Origin of the sequence: Aestuariivirga sp., assembly GCF_047602625.1 — a bacterium.
Taxonomy (GTDB): Bacteria; Pseudomonadota; Alphaproteobacteria; order Rhizobiales; family Aestuariivirgaceae; genus Aestuariivirga.
The window spans coordinates 1041517-1058886 of sequence record NZ_JASGGV010000002.1 but is presented as its reverse complement, the minus strand read 5'-3'; the positions used below and the strand labels follow the sequence as shown (position 1 = coordinate 1058886).

Sequence of the window (17370 nt, the reverse complement as noted above, 5' to 3'; positions counted from 1 at the left end):
ACCGGGTTCGGGATCAGGGTTCAAGCAGCGCCAGCATAGCGTCTTCCGTGGGCGTTGCGGCAATTCTCTTTGCCCAGTGCTGTGGCAAGACGGCGGCAACATTTGACGAGAGGCAGAGATGCATCACCTTTGCCGGATTATGAGGTTGTGCCAGTGACGCCCAGATGCGCGCGGTGCGGGGTGAATAAAGCATCACTGCAAGATCATGCAGACTGGATAGCACCTGCGCGGCGGCGCCCAGGCTTGTTGCCGGGACCGCGTCGTAGAGAATGACGCGCGTGCAATCGAAGCCACCCGCGTGCAGGCGGCCTTCGAGATCGCCCGAGGTTTCCGCGCCCGAGAGATAGAGAACAGGGCCAGCTTCAGAACTCATTGTGGCGCGGATATGCGCCGCAAGGCCCGAGACATCGCCGCCGTGGGCCGAGGTTGATTCAAATCCCGCAGCCTTCGCTGCGGCTTCCGATTGCGGGCCGACTGTGAGAATAGGGATATGTGCCAGCGATCCCGCTTCTCCCAGCGCGCGGATGGCGTTGGCGCTGGTGGCGGCGATGGCTTGCCAGGGGCGCGGCGGAATCGGAACATTCCTGAGCGGCATAATGGTCATCAGAGGGCTCAGGATGGGGGTGTGGCCAAGGGCCGTCAGTTTCGCCGCAAGCCGCGCGCCATCATCGCCGGGCCTTGTGACGATCACGCGCATTAGAAGGCGATGGCCGCGCCGCCGTCGCGCTTCACTTCCTCGCCCGCCTCGCGCCCCATGCGGGCGGCATCTGCGGGCGCACCTTCGCGCGTTGTCTCGAAACACTGGCGGCCATCGGCGGTGAGGGCGTGGCCGCGAAAGTACAACATGCCCTGCACCAGCCTCGCATGGCCGGCCAACGGCGTCCGGCAGGAGCCATCGAGGGCCGCGAGAAACGCACGTTCGCACGCAATGGCGATTTCGGTTTCGTGATGGGTGATGGCGGCCAGCAGCGCGCGGGTTGCCGCGTCATCGCTTCTGATCTCGATGCCGATGGCGCCCTGCGCCACGGCGGGCAGCATTTCGTCCTCATCCATGAGAGCGGTGATCTTGCCGCTGTGCCCCAGCCGGTTAAGACCAGCGGCGGCAAGAAACGTCGCATCCGCTACACCTTCCGCCAGCTTGCGAAGGCGCGTTTCGACATTGCCCCGAAACTGCACCACTTTCAGGTCTGGCCGGAGCCTCAGCGCCTGTGCGGAGCGCCGGACCGAGGATGAACCGATCACCGCGCCTTCCGGCAAGTCTTTCAGGCTCATGGCCCTCGGGCTCAAAAAGGCATCACGCGCATCTTCGCGGGGTAAAAGAGCGGCAATCTCAAGTCCGTCTGGCAAGGCTGCCGGCATATCCTTCATAGAATGCACGGCCATGTGGATTTCGCCCGACAGCAGCGCTTCTTCGATCTCCTTCGTAAACAGCCCCTTGCCGCCGATCTCGGCCAATGGCCTATCGCGGATGCGGTCGCCCGTCGTGGTAATCGGAACCACGGCGATCTCGTCTTCTCCAAATCCATGCGCGGCGATAAGGCTGCGGCGGGTTTCCTCCGCCTGCCAGAGGGCGAGGGGGGAGCCGCGGGTGCCGATTTTCAGGCGGGGTGTTTGCAAGGCATGTCCGTCAAATGGTAGAGCGTGCCCCTCCTTAGACCGGTTGCGAGGCAACGTCACCTTCCGATGGCAAGCACGGCCACCCATATTCTCGGCATCGAAACCTCCTGCGACGAAACGGCAGCGGCGGTGGTGCGGCGGAATGCCGATGGCAGCGGCACGATGCTGTCCAATGTGGTCCGCTCGCAGTTGAAGGAGCATGCCCCCTATGGCGGCGTGGTGCCGGAAATCGCGGCGCGGGCGCATGTCACGGTGCTAGACAGGCTTATCGCGCAGGCGATGGCAGAGGCAGGCCTCGCCTTCAAGGATCTGGATGGCATTGCCGCGACAGCGGGGCCGGGCCTTCTTGGAGGTGTCATCGTCGGCCTGACGACGGCCAAGGCCATTGCGCTGGCGGAGGGAAAGCCCCTGCTGGCCGTCAATCATCTCGAAGGCCACGCGCTGACGCCACGCCTTCTGGAGCCTTGCGCTTTTCCCTATCTGCTTCTGCTCATTTCCGGTGGGCATACGCAGTTTCAGGTGGTGGAAGGTGTCGGGCGCTATCGCCGGCTCGGCAGCACCATCGATGATGCGCTGGGTGAAGCGTTCGACAAGGTGGCGAAGCTGGTGGGCCTTGGCTATCCGGGCGGGCCGCAAGTCGAGATCGCGGCGCGCAACGGCAATCCCGTCCGGTTCGATTTTCCGCGTCCCCTCAAAGGCCGAAGGGATTGCAATTTTTCCTTCTCTGGACTCAAGACGGCCGTGCGCGAGGCGGTGATAGGCCTTCACACGCTCACGCCGCGGGATGTGGCTGACGTGTGCGCGAGCTTCGAGGCCGCGGTGGCCGATACGATGCGCGACCGGCTGGCCCGCGCCATGGAGGCGTTTCGGGAGATGCATCCCGATGCCGTTTCGCCCGCTCTCATCGTGGCGGGTGGTGTGGCGGCCAATGCCACGCTCAAATCGGTATTCGCGCAATCGGCGGCCGATCATGGTTTTCGCCTGATCGTTCCGCCTGCCGCACTGTGCACGGACAATGGTGCCATGATCGCCTGGGCGGGGGCAGAGCGGCTGGCGCTCGGCCTTGTCGATGATTTGAGCGTTGCGGCGCGGGCGCGCTGGCCGCTTGATGCCACGCAAGCGCCTGTTTATGGGGCGGGCAAGCTTGGAGCCAAGGCGTGATCGGCATTGCGGGTGCTGGAGCATGGGGCAAGGCGCTGGGCTTTGTGGCCGAGAATGCCGGTCACGCGGTGCGCTTCTGGGCGCGCGGGGAAAGTCCGTCTGCCCTTAGCGGCTGCGGCGCGGTGATCCTTGCCGTTCCGGCACAAGCCGTGCGTGAGGTGTTGCAGATTATCACGCCGGGCCTTTCGCCTTCCGTGCCGCTCATCATCAGCGCCAAGGGCATCGAGCAGACGTCAGGCCTGTTCATGAACGAGGTGGTGGAAGACGTTTCGCCCGGAGCCAGGGCGATGGTCCTGTCCGGCCCCAGTTTTGCTGCCGATGTGCTGAAGGGCCTGCCGACAGCCGTGGTTTTGGCGGGGTCTCAGGCCGAAGAAACGCACCAATGGGCGCAGAGCCTCAGCCTTGCCTCCTTCCGCATTTACAGCAGCGATGACGTAAAAGGTGTCGAGATCGGCGGGGCGCTCAAGAATGTGCTGGCCATTGCCTGCGGAATTTCCGATGGCCGAAAGCTTGGCGACAGCGCGCGCGCCGCCCTGACCACGCGGGGGTTTGCGGAACTGACGCGATTTGGGCGGCGGCTGGGCGCCAGACCTGAAACGCTTACAGGCCTTTCAGGTTTGGGCGATCTCCTGCTCACCTGCTCCAGCCCGCAATCGCGCAACTACGCATTTGGCCGGGCGCTGGGCGAAGGCGCAAGCGTTGCAGATGCGCTGGCGCGCTCGCGCGGGGTGGTCGAGGGCGCTGCCACGGTGAAGGTCGCACACCGCCTGGCATTGACGCATGGCGTGGACATGCCGATTGTTGTGGCCGTTCATGCCATTGTTGACGGCGGCGCCAAACCCGAGGATGAAATCGCCCAGCTTCTGGCAAGGCCCGCGGGGGCCGAACATCGAAAGGACTAACCATGCTCTTTGCCTTCATCTGCACCGACAAGCCCAACAGTGTCGACCTCCGCATGAAGGTGCGCCCCGATCACCTCAAGCATCTTGAAGAATTGGGCCCCAAGCTCAAACTCGCGGGGCCTTTCACAAATGATGAGGGTTCGCCGATTGGCAGCCTCGTCGTTGTTGATGCTGAAAGCCGCGCCGCGGCGGAAAAGATCGCTGCCGCCGATCCTTATACGAAAGAAGGCCTGTTCGCATCCGTCGAGGTGCGCGCATGGAAATGGACCTTCGGAAATCCGGAGACAAAGTAATGGCGCACTGGCTGTTCAAATCCGAGCCCGACGCCTGGTCTTGGGATCAGCAGAAGAAGGCTGGGGCAAAGGGCACGGAGTGGACAGGCGTGCGCAACTACCAAGCGCGGAATTTCATGCGGGCCATGAAAATCGGCGACACGGGGTTCTTCTATCATTCCAATGAAGGCAAGGCCGTCGTCGGCATCGTTGCGGTGATCAAGACGGCGCACAGGGATTCGACCGCCGATGCCGATACGTGGGAATGCGTGGATATCCGCGCGGTTGAGGATGTGCCCAATCCTGTCAGCCTTGATACGATCAAGGCCGACAAGCGGCTGGCGGATATGGTGCTGGTCAAGAACTCGCGCCTTTCCGTGCAGCCGGTGACGGACGCCGAATGGAAAACGGTGCGCGCGCTGGGCGGCGTCAAGGGGTGATTGATCACGCGGCGTTCATCCGCGCCAACACCTCTCTCCTCGCGCCGCCGCTGGTGCCGGAAATCATGCTGCACCTCGCGCATGAATCGGTGCCGCTCTGGCAAAAGACCGAAGAGGAACTGGGCGAGATCGGATTGCCGCCGCCGTTCTGGGCCTTTGCCTGGGCGGGCGGGCAAGCACTGGCGCGCTATGTCCTCGATCATCCGGAGTTTGTGCGGGGAAAGCGCGTTCTCGACCTTGCATCGGGCTCGGGCCTCGTTGGTATCGCGGCGATGAAGGCAGGCGCACGGTCTGTCGTCGCCGCGGATATCGACGCCTTCGCCGTGAAGGCGATTGAACTCAACGCCGCGCACAATTCGGTTGTGGTTCAAGCCACAGGCGGCGATCTCCTGAAACAGCCGCTCTTGGGCTTTGATGTCATTCTTGTTGGCGATCTGTTTTACGAGCAATCGCTTGCCGGACGGGTGTTCGCGTGGCTGAACGAGGCCCAGCAGCGCGGCGTCGGTGCCTTGATCGGCGACCCCGGCCGCAGCTATCTACCGCGTGAGAAGCTGGAAAAGATTGCCGAATACAACGTGCCGGTGACGCGCGATCTCGAAGACGCGGAAATCAAGCGGTCCGCGGTTTGGTCGATCCGGAATTGTTGAGATAGAGCGCGCCCATCAGGATGGCCAGCGACACCCAGATCCAGCCGTCGCTGCCGCCGCCGTAGAAGATCGCGGCAAAAATCACCGCCGCCGGCGTTGCCAGATAAACGGCCTGAACGGTGTAAACGGCGCCCTTGTCGCGGATCAGCGTGAAATAGGCGATGCGTTCGACGATCCACATTACAGTGGCCACCAACACGCTCCAGTAGGCGAGGAGATGCGGCACGTCCGGCCCCCAGGGCGGCTGCACGAACAGCAGAAAGGGAATCATCAGCACGGCAGCCCAGATCGATTCCCATGCGCCGATTGACAGCGTATCGGCGCCGCGCGGCCAGAAGCGGGCGGAGAATGTGTTGTAGGCGCAATAGAGTATGGGGCTTGAGAAGGCCGCCACCATCCACCAGGACAGATGGCCGGTAAGGGTGCCCTGGCGCGTCACGATCAGCAGCGCACTGGCAAGGAAGCCCAGCGCAACGGCCAGAAGCCGCCGCGGTGCGGCATCCTCGCGGCCAGTGATCAGCGCAACCGCATAGTTGAAAAAGGGCGCTGTGGACATGATCAGCGCCAGTTCGGTGGTCGGCACATGGCGGGCGTAGATCAGGCCGAGGCCAAAGGGAACATTCATCAGAACGGAGCAGCCGAGCCCATAGAGAATCATTTGCCGGCTGGTGTCGACGCGCCCGCCGCTGAGCAGCCCGACAGCCACCAGAGCCAGCCCCACGCCGGTGCCCGAATAGGCAATGACATGGGTGATCGGCACATGTTCCTCGCCCATCGCCCGGTAGAGCGAGGGCGACAGGCCCCAGAACAATCCCAGGGCGATAAAATAGAGGAGGTGGCGCGGCATGATGGCCTCTTAGACAGAACCCGTGTCTGAGGCTATAGAATTGACGCCAAAGTCACCCGTCATAACCGGCACATTTGGGAGGAAGCAGTCCATGTCCGAGAAAATCTATCCCGTTCCCGCGGCCTGGAAAAAGAAAGCCTATGTCGATGATGCAGGCTACCGGAAGATGTATGCCGAGTCGGTGAAGGACCCGGAGAAGTTCTGGGGCAAGCAGGCCAAGCGGCTGGACTGGTTCAAAACCCCGAAAAAAATCAAGAATGCCAGCTTCGCTTACCCCAAAGTGTCAATCAAATGGTACGAGGACGGGATTCTCAACGTCTCCTACAACTGCATCGACCGGCATCTGAAGAAGCGCGGCGATCAGGTGGCGATCATCTGGGAAGGCGATGATCCCTATTACGACAAGAAAATCACCTACAACGAGCTTTATGAAAATGTCTGCCGCTTCGCCAATGTGCTGAAGAAGAACGGCGTCAAGAAAGGCGATTGCGTCACCATCTATCTGCCGATGATCCCCGAGGCGGCCTATGCCATGCTGGCGTGCACGCGGATCGGTGCGGTTCACTCGATCGTTTTCGGCGGCTTCTCGCCCGACTCACTGGCAGGCCGCATCAATGATGCAAATTCAAAGCTCATCATAACTGCCGATGAAGGCTTGCGCGGAGGCAGGAAAATACCGCTCAAGGCGAATACGGACGAGGCGCTGAAGCGTTGCGCGGGCAACGAGAAAGTCGTCGTTGTGCGGCGCACCGGTGGAGCCGTGATGATGGCTCCCGGCCGTGACGTCTGGTATCACGACGAAGCGAAATCGGTGCCCGCCACCTGCAAGCCCGAGAAGATGAAGGCGGAAGACCCGCTGTTCATTCTTTATACGTCAGGCTCCACGGGCAAGCCGAAGGGCGTGCTTCATACCACGGGCGGCTATCTGGTTTATGCGTCGATGACGCATCAATATGTCTTCGATTATCACGATGGGGATGTTTACTGGTGCACGGCGGATGTGGGCTGGGTCACCGGCCACAGCTATATCGTCTATGGCCCGCTCGCCAATGGCGCCACGACCTTGATGTTCGAGGGCGTTCCCAACTATCCCAGCAACTCGCGGTTCTGGGAGGTGATCGACAAGCACAAGGTCAACATCTTCTACACCGCTCCCACGGCCATCCGTGCACTGATGGGCGCAGGTGAGGAACCGGTGAACAAGACGTCCCGCGCCTCGCTGAAGCTGCTGGGTTCAGTGGGCGAACCGATCAACCCGGAAGCGTGGGAATGGTATCACCGCGTTGTCGGTGACAACCGCTGCCCGATCGTTGACACGTGGTGGCAGACGGAGACGGGTGGCATTTTGATTTCCCCGCTGCCCGGCGCCACCAAGCTCAAGCCCGGTTCGGCAACGCGGCCATTCTTTGGCTGCCAGCCGGCGCTTGTCGATGACAAGGGTGAGTTCCTGGAGGGGGAAGCGACTGGCAATCTGGTGATTCTCGATTCCTGGCCGGGCCAGATGCGCACCGTCTATGGCGATCATGACCGCTTCGTGCAGACTTATTTTTCTGCTTACAAGGGCATGTATTTTACCGGCGATGGATGCCGCCGGGACAAGGACGGCTATTACTGGATCACCGGGCGCGTGGATGACGTGCTGAATGTGTCCGGGCATCGCCTCGGCACGGCGGAAGTCGAATCGGCGCTGGTGTCACATCCGCATGTCTCCGAAGCAGCGGTGGTCGGCTATCCGCATGATATCAAGGGGCAGGGCATTTATTGCTATGTTTCGTTGATGGCGGGCGAACAGGGGAGCGAAGAACTCCGGAAAGACCTGGTCGCGCATGTGCGGAAGGAAATTGGCCCGCTGGCGACACCGGATAAAATCCAGTTTGCGCCGGGATTGCCGAAGACACGCTCGGGCAAAATCATGCGGCGCATTCTGCGCAAGATCGCGGAAGATGATTTTGGTTCGCTAGGAGACACGTCGACGCTGAATGATCCTACCGTAGTGGATGATCTCATCGCCAATCGGCAGAACAAGCGGAGTTGAAGAAAAGGCCACCGGCAGAGCCGGTGGCCTTTTGCTTACATATTGTCGAACATGCCCTTGGTGCAGGAGTCCATGAATTCATCCATGGAAACCGTCTGTGCGTCCTTGGTCTTCACGCTGTTCTTGGTCATCATCTCTTCGTATTTTCCGCCTTCAGCCTTGCTGAGCTTTCCGTCGCCGTCCGCATCGGCTTTCTTGAAGGCATCAGTGCACTGGTCTGCCGTCATGGCGGCATAGGCGGAACTTGCGGGCACTGTGATCAACGCAGCCGCGACAACGGCCCACTTCATGGAATTGAGCATTGTGGTCTCCAGGTATTTGGGTTGAAGGCGAGGACAGTGATCAGTCCCCATGTATTACCAATCGGGTCTCTGGTGATAAGTTCCGCTGGTTTTCAACTTTGGGGATATGATGAGACGGGGCGTACACTTTTGAACAGAAACATCCTGCATCGCGCATTCGAGGTTGGCGTTGGGCTCAAAGCCGTGAACGCGGCTCTGGAATGTGCGGGCGGTTTCGCGCTTTATTTTGTATCGACGCAGCGGATCGCCGATATCGTGCGGCTTCTTACGCAGTCGGAACTCAGCGCCAACCCGCATGACAGAGTGGCGCAGCATCTGATGGCGATGGCGGATGGGCTATCGCTCGGCACAAAAAACTTTTACGCCTTTTATCTTCTTGTGCATGGTCTGGTGAAGCTGGCTCTGGCGGCAGGCCTTCTTGCCGGCAAATTATGGGCCTATCCCGCGTCCATTGCGGCCTTCGCCCTGTTCATCGCCTATCAGCTCTATCGCTATTCCTATACCCATTCTGCGGGGCTTCTGGTGCTGACCGTGCTTGATGTTGTTCTGCTCTGGCTGGTCTGGCAGGAATGGCAAACCGTCCAGAGACATCGTCAGGGCTCAGTCAAATAGCCGAGCGGGGCACTCGGATATGCGGTTCCTGCGAGTGGCAAATCGCCCCCATGCCCTTGGCGCATTTGCGATATTGCAACGCACGCGCTAAAGCTGATCACGCTTGAGGGACGTGAACCATGGCTGAGACGAAACCGGTGGACAGGCCGCTGTCGCCGCATCTCCAGATTTACAAGCCAATGCTGACGATGATGATGTCGATCGTGCATCGCGCGACGGGCATGGCGCTTTACGCCGGCATGATCCTTCTCGTCTGGTGGCTGTGCGCTGCCGCTGCCTCGGATGATGCCTTTGCAACGGCGCAATGGATTTTCAGCAGCTGGCTCGGATTGCTTGTCCTGCTCGGTTTCACCTGGGCGCTCATTCACCATGCGCTCGGCGGCTTGCGGTATCTTTATTGGGATACGGGCCGCGGTTTTGAACTGAGCCGGGTAGAACTGATGGCCAAGGCCAATCTCGCGGGTTCGATCATTCTCACGATCCTCGTCTGGATTATCGCATACATGGTGCATGCATGAGTGCCCCGGCTGACAAAAGCATGCGCACGCCGCTTGGCAAGGTGCGGGGCCTCGGCGCCGCCAAGACAGGCACCGAGCACTGGTGGCTACAACGCGTGACTGCCATCGCCAACCTGCCGCTCATCCTCTTCACGATGATCTTCATCATCTGCCATCTCGGCGATCCGCGGCCTGAGATCATCGCCAGCCTGCACAATCCGATTGTGGCGATCCTCCTTGCACTGACGATGATTTCGGTGCTTTGGCACATGCGCCTTGGGCTTCAGGTCGTGATCGAGGATTATGTCCATGGCCACACTGCGAAGTTCGCGCTGCTGCTGGCCAACACATTCTACACCGTGGCGCTGGGCGCGGCGGCGCTCTATGCAATTCTCAAAATGAGCTTCGGACTCTGATGGCGTCTCCCGATACGAAACAGAAAGCTCCAAAGACCGTCACCATCGGCGGAAGAGCCTACCCGATCACCGATCACTCATTCGATGTGGTGGTGGTGGGCGCAGGCGGTGCGGGGCTTCGCGCCACGCTCGGCTCCTCGCAAGCCGGATTGCGCACGGCGTGCATTTCCAAGGTGTTTCCCACGCGCTCACATACTGTCGCCGCACAGGGCGGCATCGCGGCGTCACTCGGCAACATGGGGCCGGATGACTGGCGCTGGCACATGTATGACACGGTGAAGGGCGCGGATTGGCTGGGCGATCAGGACGCGATTGAATATCTCTGCCGGAGTGCTCCCACCGCCGTCTACGAGCTTGAGCATTTCGGCATGCCATTCTCGCGCACGGAGGAAGGCAAAATCTATCAACGCCCCTTTGGCGGCATGATGATGAATTTCGGCGAAGGGCCGCCCGCCCAGCGCACCTGTGCTGCCGCTGATCGCACCGGCCATGCCATGCTGCACACGCTCTATGGGCAGTCGCTGCGTTATGCGGCCGAGTTCTTCATCGAGTATTTCGCGCTCGATCTCATCATGGAAAATGGTGCGTGCCGGGGCGTCATGGCGCTTTGCCTCGAAGACGGCACCGTGCACCGGTTCCGCGCCCATCAGACGGTGCTGGCGACGGGCGGTTATGGCCGCGCCTATTTCTCCGCCACCTCCGCACACACCTGCACGGGCGATGGTAATGCCATGGTGCTGCGCGCCGGGCTCCCCTGCCAGGACATGGAGTTCGTGCAGTTTCATCCTACAGGCATCTATGGCGCGGGCTGCCTCATCACCGAGGGCGCGCGCGGCGAAGGCGGCTATCTCACCAATTCGCAAGGCGAACGCTTCATGGAGCGCTATGCGCCTTCAGCGAAAGACCTCGCCTCGCGCGATGTGGTGTCGCGCTCCTGCACGATCGAAATCCGCGATGGCCGCGGCGTGGGCGATCTCAAGGATCACATCCATCTGCACCTCGAACATCTCGATCCGAAAGTGCTGCATGAACGCCTGCCTGGCATCTCGGAATCAGCCAAGATTTTTGCCGGTGTCGACGTCACGCGCGAGCCGATCCCGATCCTTCCCACCGTGCATTACAACATGGGCGGCATCCCGACGAATTATCACGGCGAGGTCCTGGCTGGTGACGCCAAGGACCATGAAAAAACCGTGCCGGGTCTGTTCGCCATTGGCGAGGCAGCGTGTGTCTCCGTGCATGGCGCCAATCGCCTTGGCTCCAATTCGCTGATCGACCTCGTGGTGTTCGGCCGCGCCACCGGCCTTCGCTGCGCGGAACTCACCAAGCCCGGCACGCCGCATGCCGATCTTCCCGGCGATGCGGGCGAATATGCCATTGCGCGCCTTGATCACTATCGTAATGCCTCTGGTTCAACCCCGACGGCCGATCTTCGCCTTCGCATGCAGAAGACGATGCAGGAGGACGCCGCCGTGTTCCGCACCGGCGAAACTCTGGCAAAGGGCGTCAAGCGCCTGTCCGAGGTATGGAAGGGCATTGATGATATCCGCGTCTCCGACCGTTCGCTGATCTGGAACAGCGATCTCGTTGAAACGCTGGAGTTTGAAAATCTCATCCTGCAGGCGGCGGTGACGATCCAGGGCGCGGAAGCCCGCAAGGAAAGCCGCGGCGCTCATGCGCGCGAAGATTTTCCCAACCGCGATGACAAGACCTGGATGAAGCACACGCTGTCGTGGGCGGATCGCGACAAGAAGAAGGTGAAACTCGCCTACCGCCCGGTGCACACCTACACGATGACCGACGACATCGCCTACATCAAACCGAAGGCGCGGGTTTACTAGCGGATATCAAGATGGCTGAATTTGCGCTTCCCAAGAATTCCAAGATCCAGCAGGGCAAGGTTTGGCCGAAGCCTGAGGGCAAGCGGCTGCGGGATTTCCGCATCTACCGCTGGAACCCGGATGACGGAAAAAACCCGCAGGTCGACACCTACACGCTCGACATGGACAAATGCGGGCCGATGGTGCTCGACGCGCTGATCAAGATCAAGAACGAGCAGGACCCGACACTCACCTTCCGTCGCTCCTGCCGGGAAGGCATCTGCGGCTCCTGCGCCATGAATATCGATGGCACCAACACGCTGGCCTGCCTCAAATCCTGCGAGGATGTGAAGGGCGATGTGCGCATCTATCCGCTGCCGCACATGCCTGTCGTGAAGGATCTGGTGCCCGATCTCACGCGCTTCTATGCCCAGCACCGCTCGATCGAACCCTGGCTGAAAACCACGACAGCCGAACCGCCTGCCGAATGGAAACAGTCGCGCGAGGACAGGGCCAAACTCGATGGGCTTTATGAGTGCATCCTTTGCGCCTGCTGCTCAACGTCCTGTCCCTCTTATTGGTGGAATGGCGACCGCTATCTGGGGCCGGCCGTTCTGCTTCAGGCCTATCGCTGGCTGATCGACAGCCGCGACGAGGCGACGGGCGAGCGTCTGGACAATCTGGAAGACCCTTTCCGGCTCTATCGCTGCCACACCATCATGAATTGCGCCAAGGCCTGCCCCAAGGGTCTGTCGCCCGCCAAGGCCATTGCCGAAATCAAGAAACTGATGGTCGAACGCCGGATCTGACCCCCGGCCCCTCTTTTGCATCTTCTGAAACAGGCGTTAACGTCCTGTATCAAAGAGGCACAGAATGGGCCGCATTGCTGCGTTTTTGGGTGTTCTGCTCCTGAGTGTGGGTCCGGCCTATGCCGGGCAGGCCGGCGCCAATTTTAATGTGGGCATGAGGATTGTCAGCGGCAGCGCGGTGGCCGCCCGTGCCGCAGCACCCAAGGCGGTGGCTCCGGTGAAGCGGTATACCTGGGGAGCTGCAGGGGTTTCCGTCCGCAAGGCGGGGTTTGGCATTCTGGTGCCCACGGAACGGGCAGATGCCCTTTACTGGTTCACGGCGGAGCGGAATGGAAGCCGCTATCGCGTCGCGGTCGAGATCGCCACGGGGCGGATTGTGAAAGTCATTCCTGCATAGCAGGACAGATGGCCGCGCCGTCTGGTGTTGCGCTGCAAAAAGTTCTATAGGCTGCGGCACATCACACACAGCAAAGAGGCCATGCGCGCGATGTCTCTCGACAGCTTCAAATCCCGGAAAACCCTCAAGGTTGGCAGCAAGAGCTACACCTATTTCAGCCTGAAGGCGGCTGAGAAAAACGGCCTCGCCGGGATTTCGAAACTTCCATATTCGCTGAAGGTCCTGCTGGAGAATTTGCTCCGCTACGAAGATGGCCGCTCGGTCACCAAGGCCGATATCGAGGGCGTGGCGCAATGGCTCGTCAACCGCGGCAAGGAAGAGAAGGAAATCGCCTTCCGCCCAGCGCGCGTGCTGATGCAGGATTTCACCGGGGTTCCAGCGGTGGTCGATCTTGCCGCCATGCGCGATGCTATGAAGGCGCTTGGCAAGGACCCGACCAAGATCAATCCGCTGGCGCCCGTCGATCTCGTCATCGATCATTCGGTGATGGTCGATTATTTCGGCACGCTCTCAGCCTTCAAGCAGAACGTCAATCTCGAATATGACCGCAATGGCGAGCGCTATACCTTTCTCAAATGGGGGCAGGGGGCGTTCAACAATTTCCGCGTCGTGCCGCCCGGCACCGGCATCTGTCACCAGGTGAATCTCGAATATCTCGCCAAGACGGTGTGGACGCGCGAAGACAAGGTGAAGGGCAAGAAAGTTACCTACGCCTATCCCGACACGCTGGTGGGCACCGACTCGCATACGACGATGGTGAACGGCCTTGCCGTTCTGGGCTGGGGTGTGGGCGGCATCGAGGCGGAAGCGGCGATGCTGGGCCAGCCGATCTCCATGCTCATTCCAGAAGTGATCGGCTTCCGTTTGTGGGGCAAACTGCCAGAAGGAACCACGGCCACCGACCTCGTTCTCACCGTCACGCAGATGCTGCGCAAAAAGGGCGTGGTGGGCAAGTTTGTGGAATTCTACGGGCCCGGCCTCGGCTCGCTGGCTCTGGAGGACATGGCAACCATCGCCAACATGGCGCCCGAATATGGCGCGACCTGCGGCTTCTTCCCCGTGAATGCCGAAACTATCGGCTATCTGAAAGGCACCGCACGCCCGGCCGCGCAGGTGGCGCTGGTCGAGAAATATGCCAAGGCGCAGGAGATGTTCTGGACGCCAAAATCGGCCGAGCCCGACTTCACCGACACACTGTCGCTCGATCTTTCAACCGTCGTTCCCTCGATCGCCGGTCCCAAGCGCCCGCAGGACCGCGTTGTGTTGGCCGATGCCTCTTCCGGTTTCGCCAGGGTGATGGCGGAGGAGTTCAAGAAGGCGGAAGAACTGGGCAAGCGCTTTTCAGTCGAGAATGCCAATTTCGATGTGGGCCATGGCGATGTGGTGATTGCCGCCATCACCTCCTGCACAAACACGTCCAACCCCTCGGTAATGATCGGCGCCGGATTACTTGCGCGCAATGCCGTGAAGAAGGGGCTTACCTCCAAGCCGTGGGTCAAGACCTCGCTGGCGCCGGGGTCGCAGGTCGTCACCGAATATCTGAAATCCTCCGGCCTCCAGAAGGATCTCGACAAGATCGGTTTTGACCTCGTGGGCTATGGCTGCACCACCTGCATCGGCAATTCCGGACCGCTGCCGGACAATATTTCCAAATCAATCCGCGACAATGATCTGGTGGCCGCCGCCGTGCTTTCGGGCAATCGCAATTTCGAGGGCCGTGTGAACCCCGATGTGCGTGCAAACTACCTTGCCTCGCCGCCGCTGGTCGTCGCCTATGCGCTCGCGGGATCTCTCAATGTCAACCTGGCCACCGATCCTCTGGGCACGGATAAAAAGGGCAATCCCGTCTATCTCAGCGACATCTGGCCGTCGGCCAAGGATGTTGCCGATTTTGTGCGCAAGAACGTCACGCGCAAGGCCTTTGCCAAGCGCTACAAGGATGTCTTCAAGGGTGATGCGCAGTGGCGCAAGATCAAAGTCACCAAGGGCATGAACTATGCCTGGGACCCGGCCTCGACTTATGTTGCCAACCCGCCCTATTTCGAAGGCCTGACCATGACGCCCGCGCCGGTGCAGGATGTGCGTAGCGCGCGCATCCTCGGGCTGTTCCTTGACTCGATCACAACCGATCACATTTCTCCCGCCGGTGACATCAAGGCTTCCTCGCCGGCCGGCGCCTATTTGCAGGCGCATGGCGTCGAGAAGGTGGATTTCAACTCCTATGGCGCGCGGCGCGGCAATCATGAGGTGATGATGCGTGGCACCTTCGCCAATATCCGCATCAAGAACCAGATGGTGCCGGGCGTCGAAGGCGGCGTGACGAAACATTATCCCGATGGCACGCAGATGCCGATTTATGACGCTGCAATGAAGTATCAATCCGAAGGAACATCGCTCGTCATATTTGCAGGCAAAGAATATGGCACCGGGTCTTCGCGTGACTGGGCGGCCAAGGGCACCAAGCTCCTCGGCGTGCGCGCGGTGATCGCCCAGAGCTTCGAGCGCATTCACCGCTCGAACCTGATCGGCATGGGCGTGGTGCCCCTGCAGTTCAGGGATGGCGAAAGCTGGCAGACGCTGGGCCTTACTGGCAACGAAACCGTCACCATCACTGGCATCGCCGAGGGGCTGAAGCCGCGCGCCATGCTGACGGTGGAGATCACCCGCGCCGATGGCTCTACGGCATCCGCCGCTGTGCAGTGCCGCATCGATACGCTGGATGAGCTCGATTACTTCAAAAACGGCGGCATCATGCCTTATGTGTTGCGGAATCTGGCCGCCGCCTGAACATCCCAACGGCTTTGTGATTGACCGTCGATGGCTCGTGAGTGGCAATATCCGATGAGATCGCTGATATTGCCCTCATGAATTTCCGTTTTCCCATATCACGGCGATGCCTGCTTCAGGCAGGCGCTGCCGTTGCAGCGGGAGTTGGCGGTATGCGCCCGTCTCTTGCAGCGGCAGAAAATTCCGTGGTGGTCGAGCTCTTTACAAGTCAGGGCTGCAGTTCTTGCCCGCCCGCCGATGCCTTTCTGGGCGAACTGGCCAAGCAGCCGCATGTGGTGGCGCTGAGTTATCACGTCGACTACTGGGATTATCTCGGCTGGAAGGATACGCTGGGGAAACCCGAATTTTCGCAGCGGCAATATGATTATGCCCATGCGCGGGGCGACATGGACGTCTACACACCGCAGATGATCGTCAATGGATCGGATCATCTCGTGGGCTCGGACCGCGCGAAGGCCGCAGGCGCCATCGAGAGCGCGGCGAAGTCCGGCCACATCATGCCGCTGACCCTGTCTGAAAAGGACATGGAGCTCATTGTCGATATCGGCGCCGGAAGCTCCAAAGGAGAGACGACGCTCTGGGTGCTTCCCGTCGTGGCGGAAGAGACGGTGAAGATTCTCAAAGGTGAGATCGCCGGGCAGGACATAAGTTATGTCAATATCGTCCGCGCGGCGATCCCCGCCGGCATGTGGAACGGCGAAGCAAAGACGGTGGCGCTGCCTAAGGAAAGCGTCATGGTGGATGGTTCAACCGGCTGCGTTGCCCTGTTGCAGCAGGGCAAGGTTGGGCCCATCGTGGGGCTTGGCCAATGGGGCCATATCGCCGGTTAGTTGACCACGCCGATCCAGCTTCTTTCCAGATAGGTCTGTCCGCTGCGGATGATTCTAAAAGAGGCTCTATAGGTTCCGGGCATGGGTTTCGGCACGCCGGCGAACAGCAGATATTGCGCCTTGCTGCGCGGCAGCACATCGCGGTTTTCCGCGTGGGAGCCGGAAGGCCCCTCCAGTGCCACTATGACCTCATCGCCTTGTTCAAGGTTTATGACCCACACATAGGCAACAAGCGCGGGCCAGCCAGGCTTTGGCGCTCCCGTGTCACTGATCTCTCCCGCCACAAGGCTGTCGAGCGTCAACGGGCCAGGTGCGAAACCCAGGCGCAGCACGTTTCCGCGTACATAAGCGAACGCCGCCGCGGTCTCCGGCGCCCACAGCTCCGGGCCGCCAATGCCGCAATCACGCTCCGCAGACGGATGAAACGGATCGACAGACTTGCCGTCTTTGCGCACCGTCAGATGCACATGCGGAAAGGCTGCGAGGCCTGAATAGCCAATGGCCCCTAGTTTCTCGCCTCTCCTTACCTGGTCACCGGGCCGGACCACAACCGATCCGCGTTTCAAATGACAATATTGCGTCTGCCATCCCGCGCCATGGTCGATCAGCACACCATTGCCACATTCGATATTTGCAACCGCCCTGCGGTCTTCATCTGTAACAGCGAGATGGTCGGGAACGCCGTCGCGGACCGCTTTCACAATACCGGGCGCACTGGCTATGACGGGTGCGGTGTGCAGGGTATCGAGCACGCGGAAATCCGTGCCATCGTGTCCGTCATAGGTTTCGTTCCCGCAGGCATAATCGCGCGCGCCGGGCCCTCCGTCATGGTCGGCATATTGTTGAATCCAGCAGGTCTTGCCGATGTCACATGAGACGGGGCTGCCCAGCGAAAGATCGCTTGCTTCCGCTGGAACCACGATGAAGAGCAACGCCAAAAATAAAAAGCCCGTATGGCTGGGTGATACCATGCGGGCTT

Annotated in this window: 19 protein-coding genes; 14 read left to right on the top strand and 5 right to left on the bottom strand. The window is 60.6% G+C overall.

What is annotated here, in order from left to right:
- Window positions 1-13: 13 nt before the first annotated feature.
- Together QM694_RS10180 and hemC are read right to left on the bottom strand one after the other, a co-directional pair.
- Entirely contained in the window at window positions 14-697 is a 684-nt protein-coding gene (locus QM694_RS10180) for a uroporphyrinogen-III synthase (protein WP_415006825.1), read from the bottom strand.
- On the bottom strand, window positions 697-1617 hold the full coding sequence (gene hemC, locus QM694_RS10175; RefSeq protein WP_415006824.1) for a hydroxymethylbilane synthase: 921 nt from the start codon (window positions 1615-1617) through the stop codon (window positions 697-699). The genes QM694_RS10180 and hemC overlap by 1 nt, the downstream gene beginning before the upstream one ends.
- 66 nt (window positions 1618-1683) lie before the next feature.
- Here hemC and tsaD point away from each other — a divergent pair, with 66 nt between their 5' ends.
- Genes tsaD through QM694_RS10150 form a run of 5 tightly spaced genes read left to right on the top strand, consistent with a single transcriptional unit; the run spans window position 1684 to window position 5039 of the window.
- Window positions 1684-2778: a tRNA (adenosine(37)-N6)-threonylcarbamoyltransferase complex transferase subunit TsaD gene (tsaD, locus tag QM694_RS10170; RefSeq protein WP_415006823.1), complete on the top strand. Its 1095-nt coding sequence runs from the start codon at window positions 1684-1686 to the stop codon at window positions 2776-2778.
- Complete coding sequence (locus QM694_RS10165) at window positions 2775-3680, top strand: NAD(P)H-dependent glycerol-3-phosphate dehydrogenase (protein ID WP_415006822.1); 906 nt, start codon at window positions 2775-2777, stop codon at window positions 3678-3680. Before tsaD ends, QM694_RS10165 begins: the two co-directional genes overlap by 4 nt.
- A 2-nt stretch (window positions 3681-3682) precedes the next feature.
- Window positions 3683-3973 carry a YciI family protein gene (locus tag QM694_RS10160; RefSeq protein WP_415006821.1) on the top strand — a complete coding sequence of 97 codons (291 nt, stop codon included), beginning with the start codon at window positions 3683-3685 and terminating at the stop codon, window positions 3971-3973.
- Window positions 3973-4392: an EVE domain-containing protein gene (locus tag QM694_RS10155; protein ID WP_415006820.1), complete on the top strand. Its 420-nt coding sequence runs from the start codon at window positions 3973-3975 to the stop codon at window positions 4390-4392. The genes QM694_RS10160 and QM694_RS10155 overlap by 1 nt, the downstream gene beginning before the upstream one ends.
- Window positions 4353-5039, top strand: coding sequence for a class I SAM-dependent methyltransferase (locus QM694_RS10150; RefSeq protein ID WP_415006819.1), 687 nt, complete (start codon window positions 4353-4355; stop codon window positions 5037-5039). Before QM694_RS10155 ends, QM694_RS10150 begins: the two co-directional genes overlap by 40 nt.
- On the opposite strand, the gene QM694_RS10145 is transcribed toward QM694_RS10150, so the two are convergent.
- Window positions 5002-5886, bottom strand: coding sequence for a DMT family transporter (locus tag QM694_RS10145; RefSeq protein ID WP_415006818.1), 885 nt, complete (start codon window positions 5884-5886; stop codon window positions 5002-5004). The genes QM694_RS10150 and QM694_RS10145 overlap by 38 nt on opposite strands.
- A 91-nt stretch (window positions 5887-5977) precedes the next feature.
- Between QM694_RS10145 and acs the strand changes: the two genes are divergently transcribed.
- Entirely contained in the window at window positions 5978-7921 is a 1944-nt protein-coding gene (gene acs / locus QM694_RS10140; protein ID WP_415006817.1) for an acetate--CoA ligase, read from the top strand.
- A 35-nt stretch (window positions 7922-7956) separates the two neighbouring features.
- On the opposite strand, the gene QM694_RS10135 is transcribed toward acs, so the two are convergent.
- Entirely contained in the window at window positions 7957-8223 is a 267-nt protein-coding gene (locus QM694_RS10135; protein WP_415006816.1) for an EF-hand domain-containing protein, read from the bottom strand.
- A gap of 129 nt (window positions 8224-8352) precedes the next feature.
- Here QM694_RS10135 and QM694_RS10130 point away from each other — a divergent pair, with 129 nt between their 5' ends.
- From QM694_RS10130 to QM694_RS10095, 8 genes are all read left to right on the top strand, one after another.
- Complete coding sequence (locus tag QM694_RS10130; RefSeq protein WP_415006815.1) at window positions 8353-8835, top strand: DUF2127 domain-containing protein; 483 nt, start codon at window positions 8353-8355, stop codon at window positions 8833-8835.
- 119 nt (window positions 8836-8954) lie between these two features.
- Window positions 8955-9353: a succinate dehydrogenase, cytochrome b556 subunit gene (sdhC, locus tag QM694_RS10125; protein ID WP_415006814.1), complete on the top strand. Its 399-nt coding sequence runs from the start codon at window positions 8955-8957 to the stop codon at window positions 9351-9353.
- Between the two features lie 20 nt (window positions 9354-9373).
- A complete protein-coding gene (sdhD, locus tag QM694_RS10120; protein ID WP_415006813.1) occupies window positions 9374-9748 on the top strand; it encodes a succinate dehydrogenase, hydrophobic membrane anchor protein in 375 nt (124 codons plus the stop codon).
- A complete protein-coding gene (gene sdhA / locus QM694_RS10115; protein WP_415006812.1) occupies window positions 9748-11589 on the top strand; it encodes a succinate dehydrogenase flavoprotein subunit in 1842 nt (613 codons plus the stop codon). Before sdhD ends, sdhA begins: the two co-directional genes overlap by 1 nt.
- An 11-nt stretch (window positions 11590-11600) precedes the next feature.
- Window positions 11601-12377, top strand: a complete 777-nt coding sequence (locus tag QM694_RS10110; protein ID WP_415006811.1) for a succinate dehydrogenase iron-sulfur subunit — start codon at window positions 11601-11603, stop codon at window positions 12375-12377.
- Window positions 12378-12441: 64 nt separating this feature from the next.
- On the top strand, window positions 12442-12774 hold the full coding sequence (locus QM694_RS10105) for a hypothetical protein (protein ID WP_415006810.1): 333 nt from the start codon (window positions 12442-12444) through the stop codon (window positions 12772-12774).
- 81 nt (window positions 12775-12855) lie between these two features.
- Entirely contained in the window at window positions 12856-15561 is a 2706-nt protein-coding gene (gene acnA, locus QM694_RS10100) for an aconitate hydratase AcnA (RefSeq protein WP_415006809.1), read from the top strand.
- A 152-nt stretch (window positions 15562-15713) separates the two neighbouring features.
- On the top strand, window positions 15714-16391 hold the full coding sequence (locus tag QM694_RS10095; RefSeq protein WP_415006808.1) for a DUF1223 domain-containing protein: 678 nt from the start codon (window positions 15714-15716) through the stop codon (window positions 16389-16391).
- Here QM694_RS10095 and QM694_RS10090 read toward each other — a convergent pair.
- A complete protein-coding gene (locus QM694_RS10090; RefSeq protein WP_415006807.1) occupies window positions 16388-17362 on the bottom strand; it encodes a M23 family metallopeptidase in 975 nt (324 codons plus the stop codon). The genes QM694_RS10095 and QM694_RS10090 overlap by 4 nt on opposite strands.
- Window positions 17363-17370: the final 8 nt, after the last annotated feature.

Bases quoted from the DNA above. Each gene is read 5' to 3' on its own strand.
- QM694_RS10180 (WP_415006825.1), bottom strand. From the start codon at position 697: ATGCGCGTGATCGTCACAAGGCCCGGCGATGATGGCGCGCGGCTTGCG.
- tsaD (WP_415006823.1), top strand. From the start codon at position 1,684: ATGGCAAGCACGGCCACCCATATTCTCGGCATCGAAACCTCCTGCGAC.
- QM694_RS10160 (WP_415006821.1), top strand. From the start codon at position 3,683: ATGCTCTTTGCCTTCATCTGCACCGACAAGCCCAACAGTGTCGACCTC.
- QM694_RS10155 (WP_415006820.1), top strand. From the start codon at position 3,973: ATGGCGCACTGGCTGTTCAAATCCGAGCCCGACGCCTGGTCTTGGGAT.
- QM694_RS10150 (WP_415006819.1), top strand. From the start codon at position 4,353: ATGGAAAACGGTGCGCGCGCTGGGCGGCGTCAAGGGGTGATTGATCAC.
- QM694_RS10145 (WP_415006818.1), bottom strand. From the start codon at position 5,886: ATGCCGCGCCACCTCCTCTATTTTATCGCCCTGGGATTGTTCTGGGGC.
- acs (WP_415006817.1), top strand. From the start codon at position 5,978: ATGTCCGAGAAAATCTATCCCGTTCCCGCGGCCTGGAAAAAGAAAGCC.
- QM694_RS10135 (WP_415006816.1), bottom strand. From the start codon at position 8,223: ATGCTCAATTCCATGAAGTGGGCCGTTGTCGCGGCTGCGTTGATCACA.
- sdhC (WP_415006814.1), top strand. From the start codon at position 8,955: ATGGCTGAGACGAAACCGGTGGACAGGCCGCTGTCGCCGCATCTCCAG.
- sdhD (WP_415006813.1), top strand. From the start codon at position 9,374: ATGCGCACGCCGCTTGGCAAGGTGCGGGGCCTCGGCGCCGCCAAGACA.
- sdhA (WP_415006812.1), top strand. From the start codon at position 9,748: ATGGCGTCTCCCGATACGAAACAGAAAGCTCCAAAGACCGTCACCATC.
- QM694_RS10110 (WP_415006811.1), top strand. From the start codon at position 11,601: ATGGCTGAATTTGCGCTTCCCAAGAATTCCAAGATCCAGCAGGGCAAG.
- QM694_RS10105 (WP_415006810.1), top strand. From the start codon at position 12,442: ATGGGCCGCATTGCTGCGTTTTTGGGTGTTCTGCTCCTGAGTGTGGGT.
- acnA (WP_415006809.1), top strand. From the start codon at position 12,856: ATGCGCGCGATGTCTCTCGACAGCTTCAAATCCCGGAAAACCCTCAAG.
- QM694_RS10095 (WP_415006808.1), top strand. From the start codon at position 15,714: ATGCGCCCGTCTCTTGCAGCGGCAGAAAATTCCGTGGTGGTCGAGCTC.
- QM694_RS10090 (WP_415006807.1), bottom strand. From the start codon at position 17,362: ATGGTATCACCCAGCCATACGGGCTTTTTATTTTTGGCGTTGCTCTTC.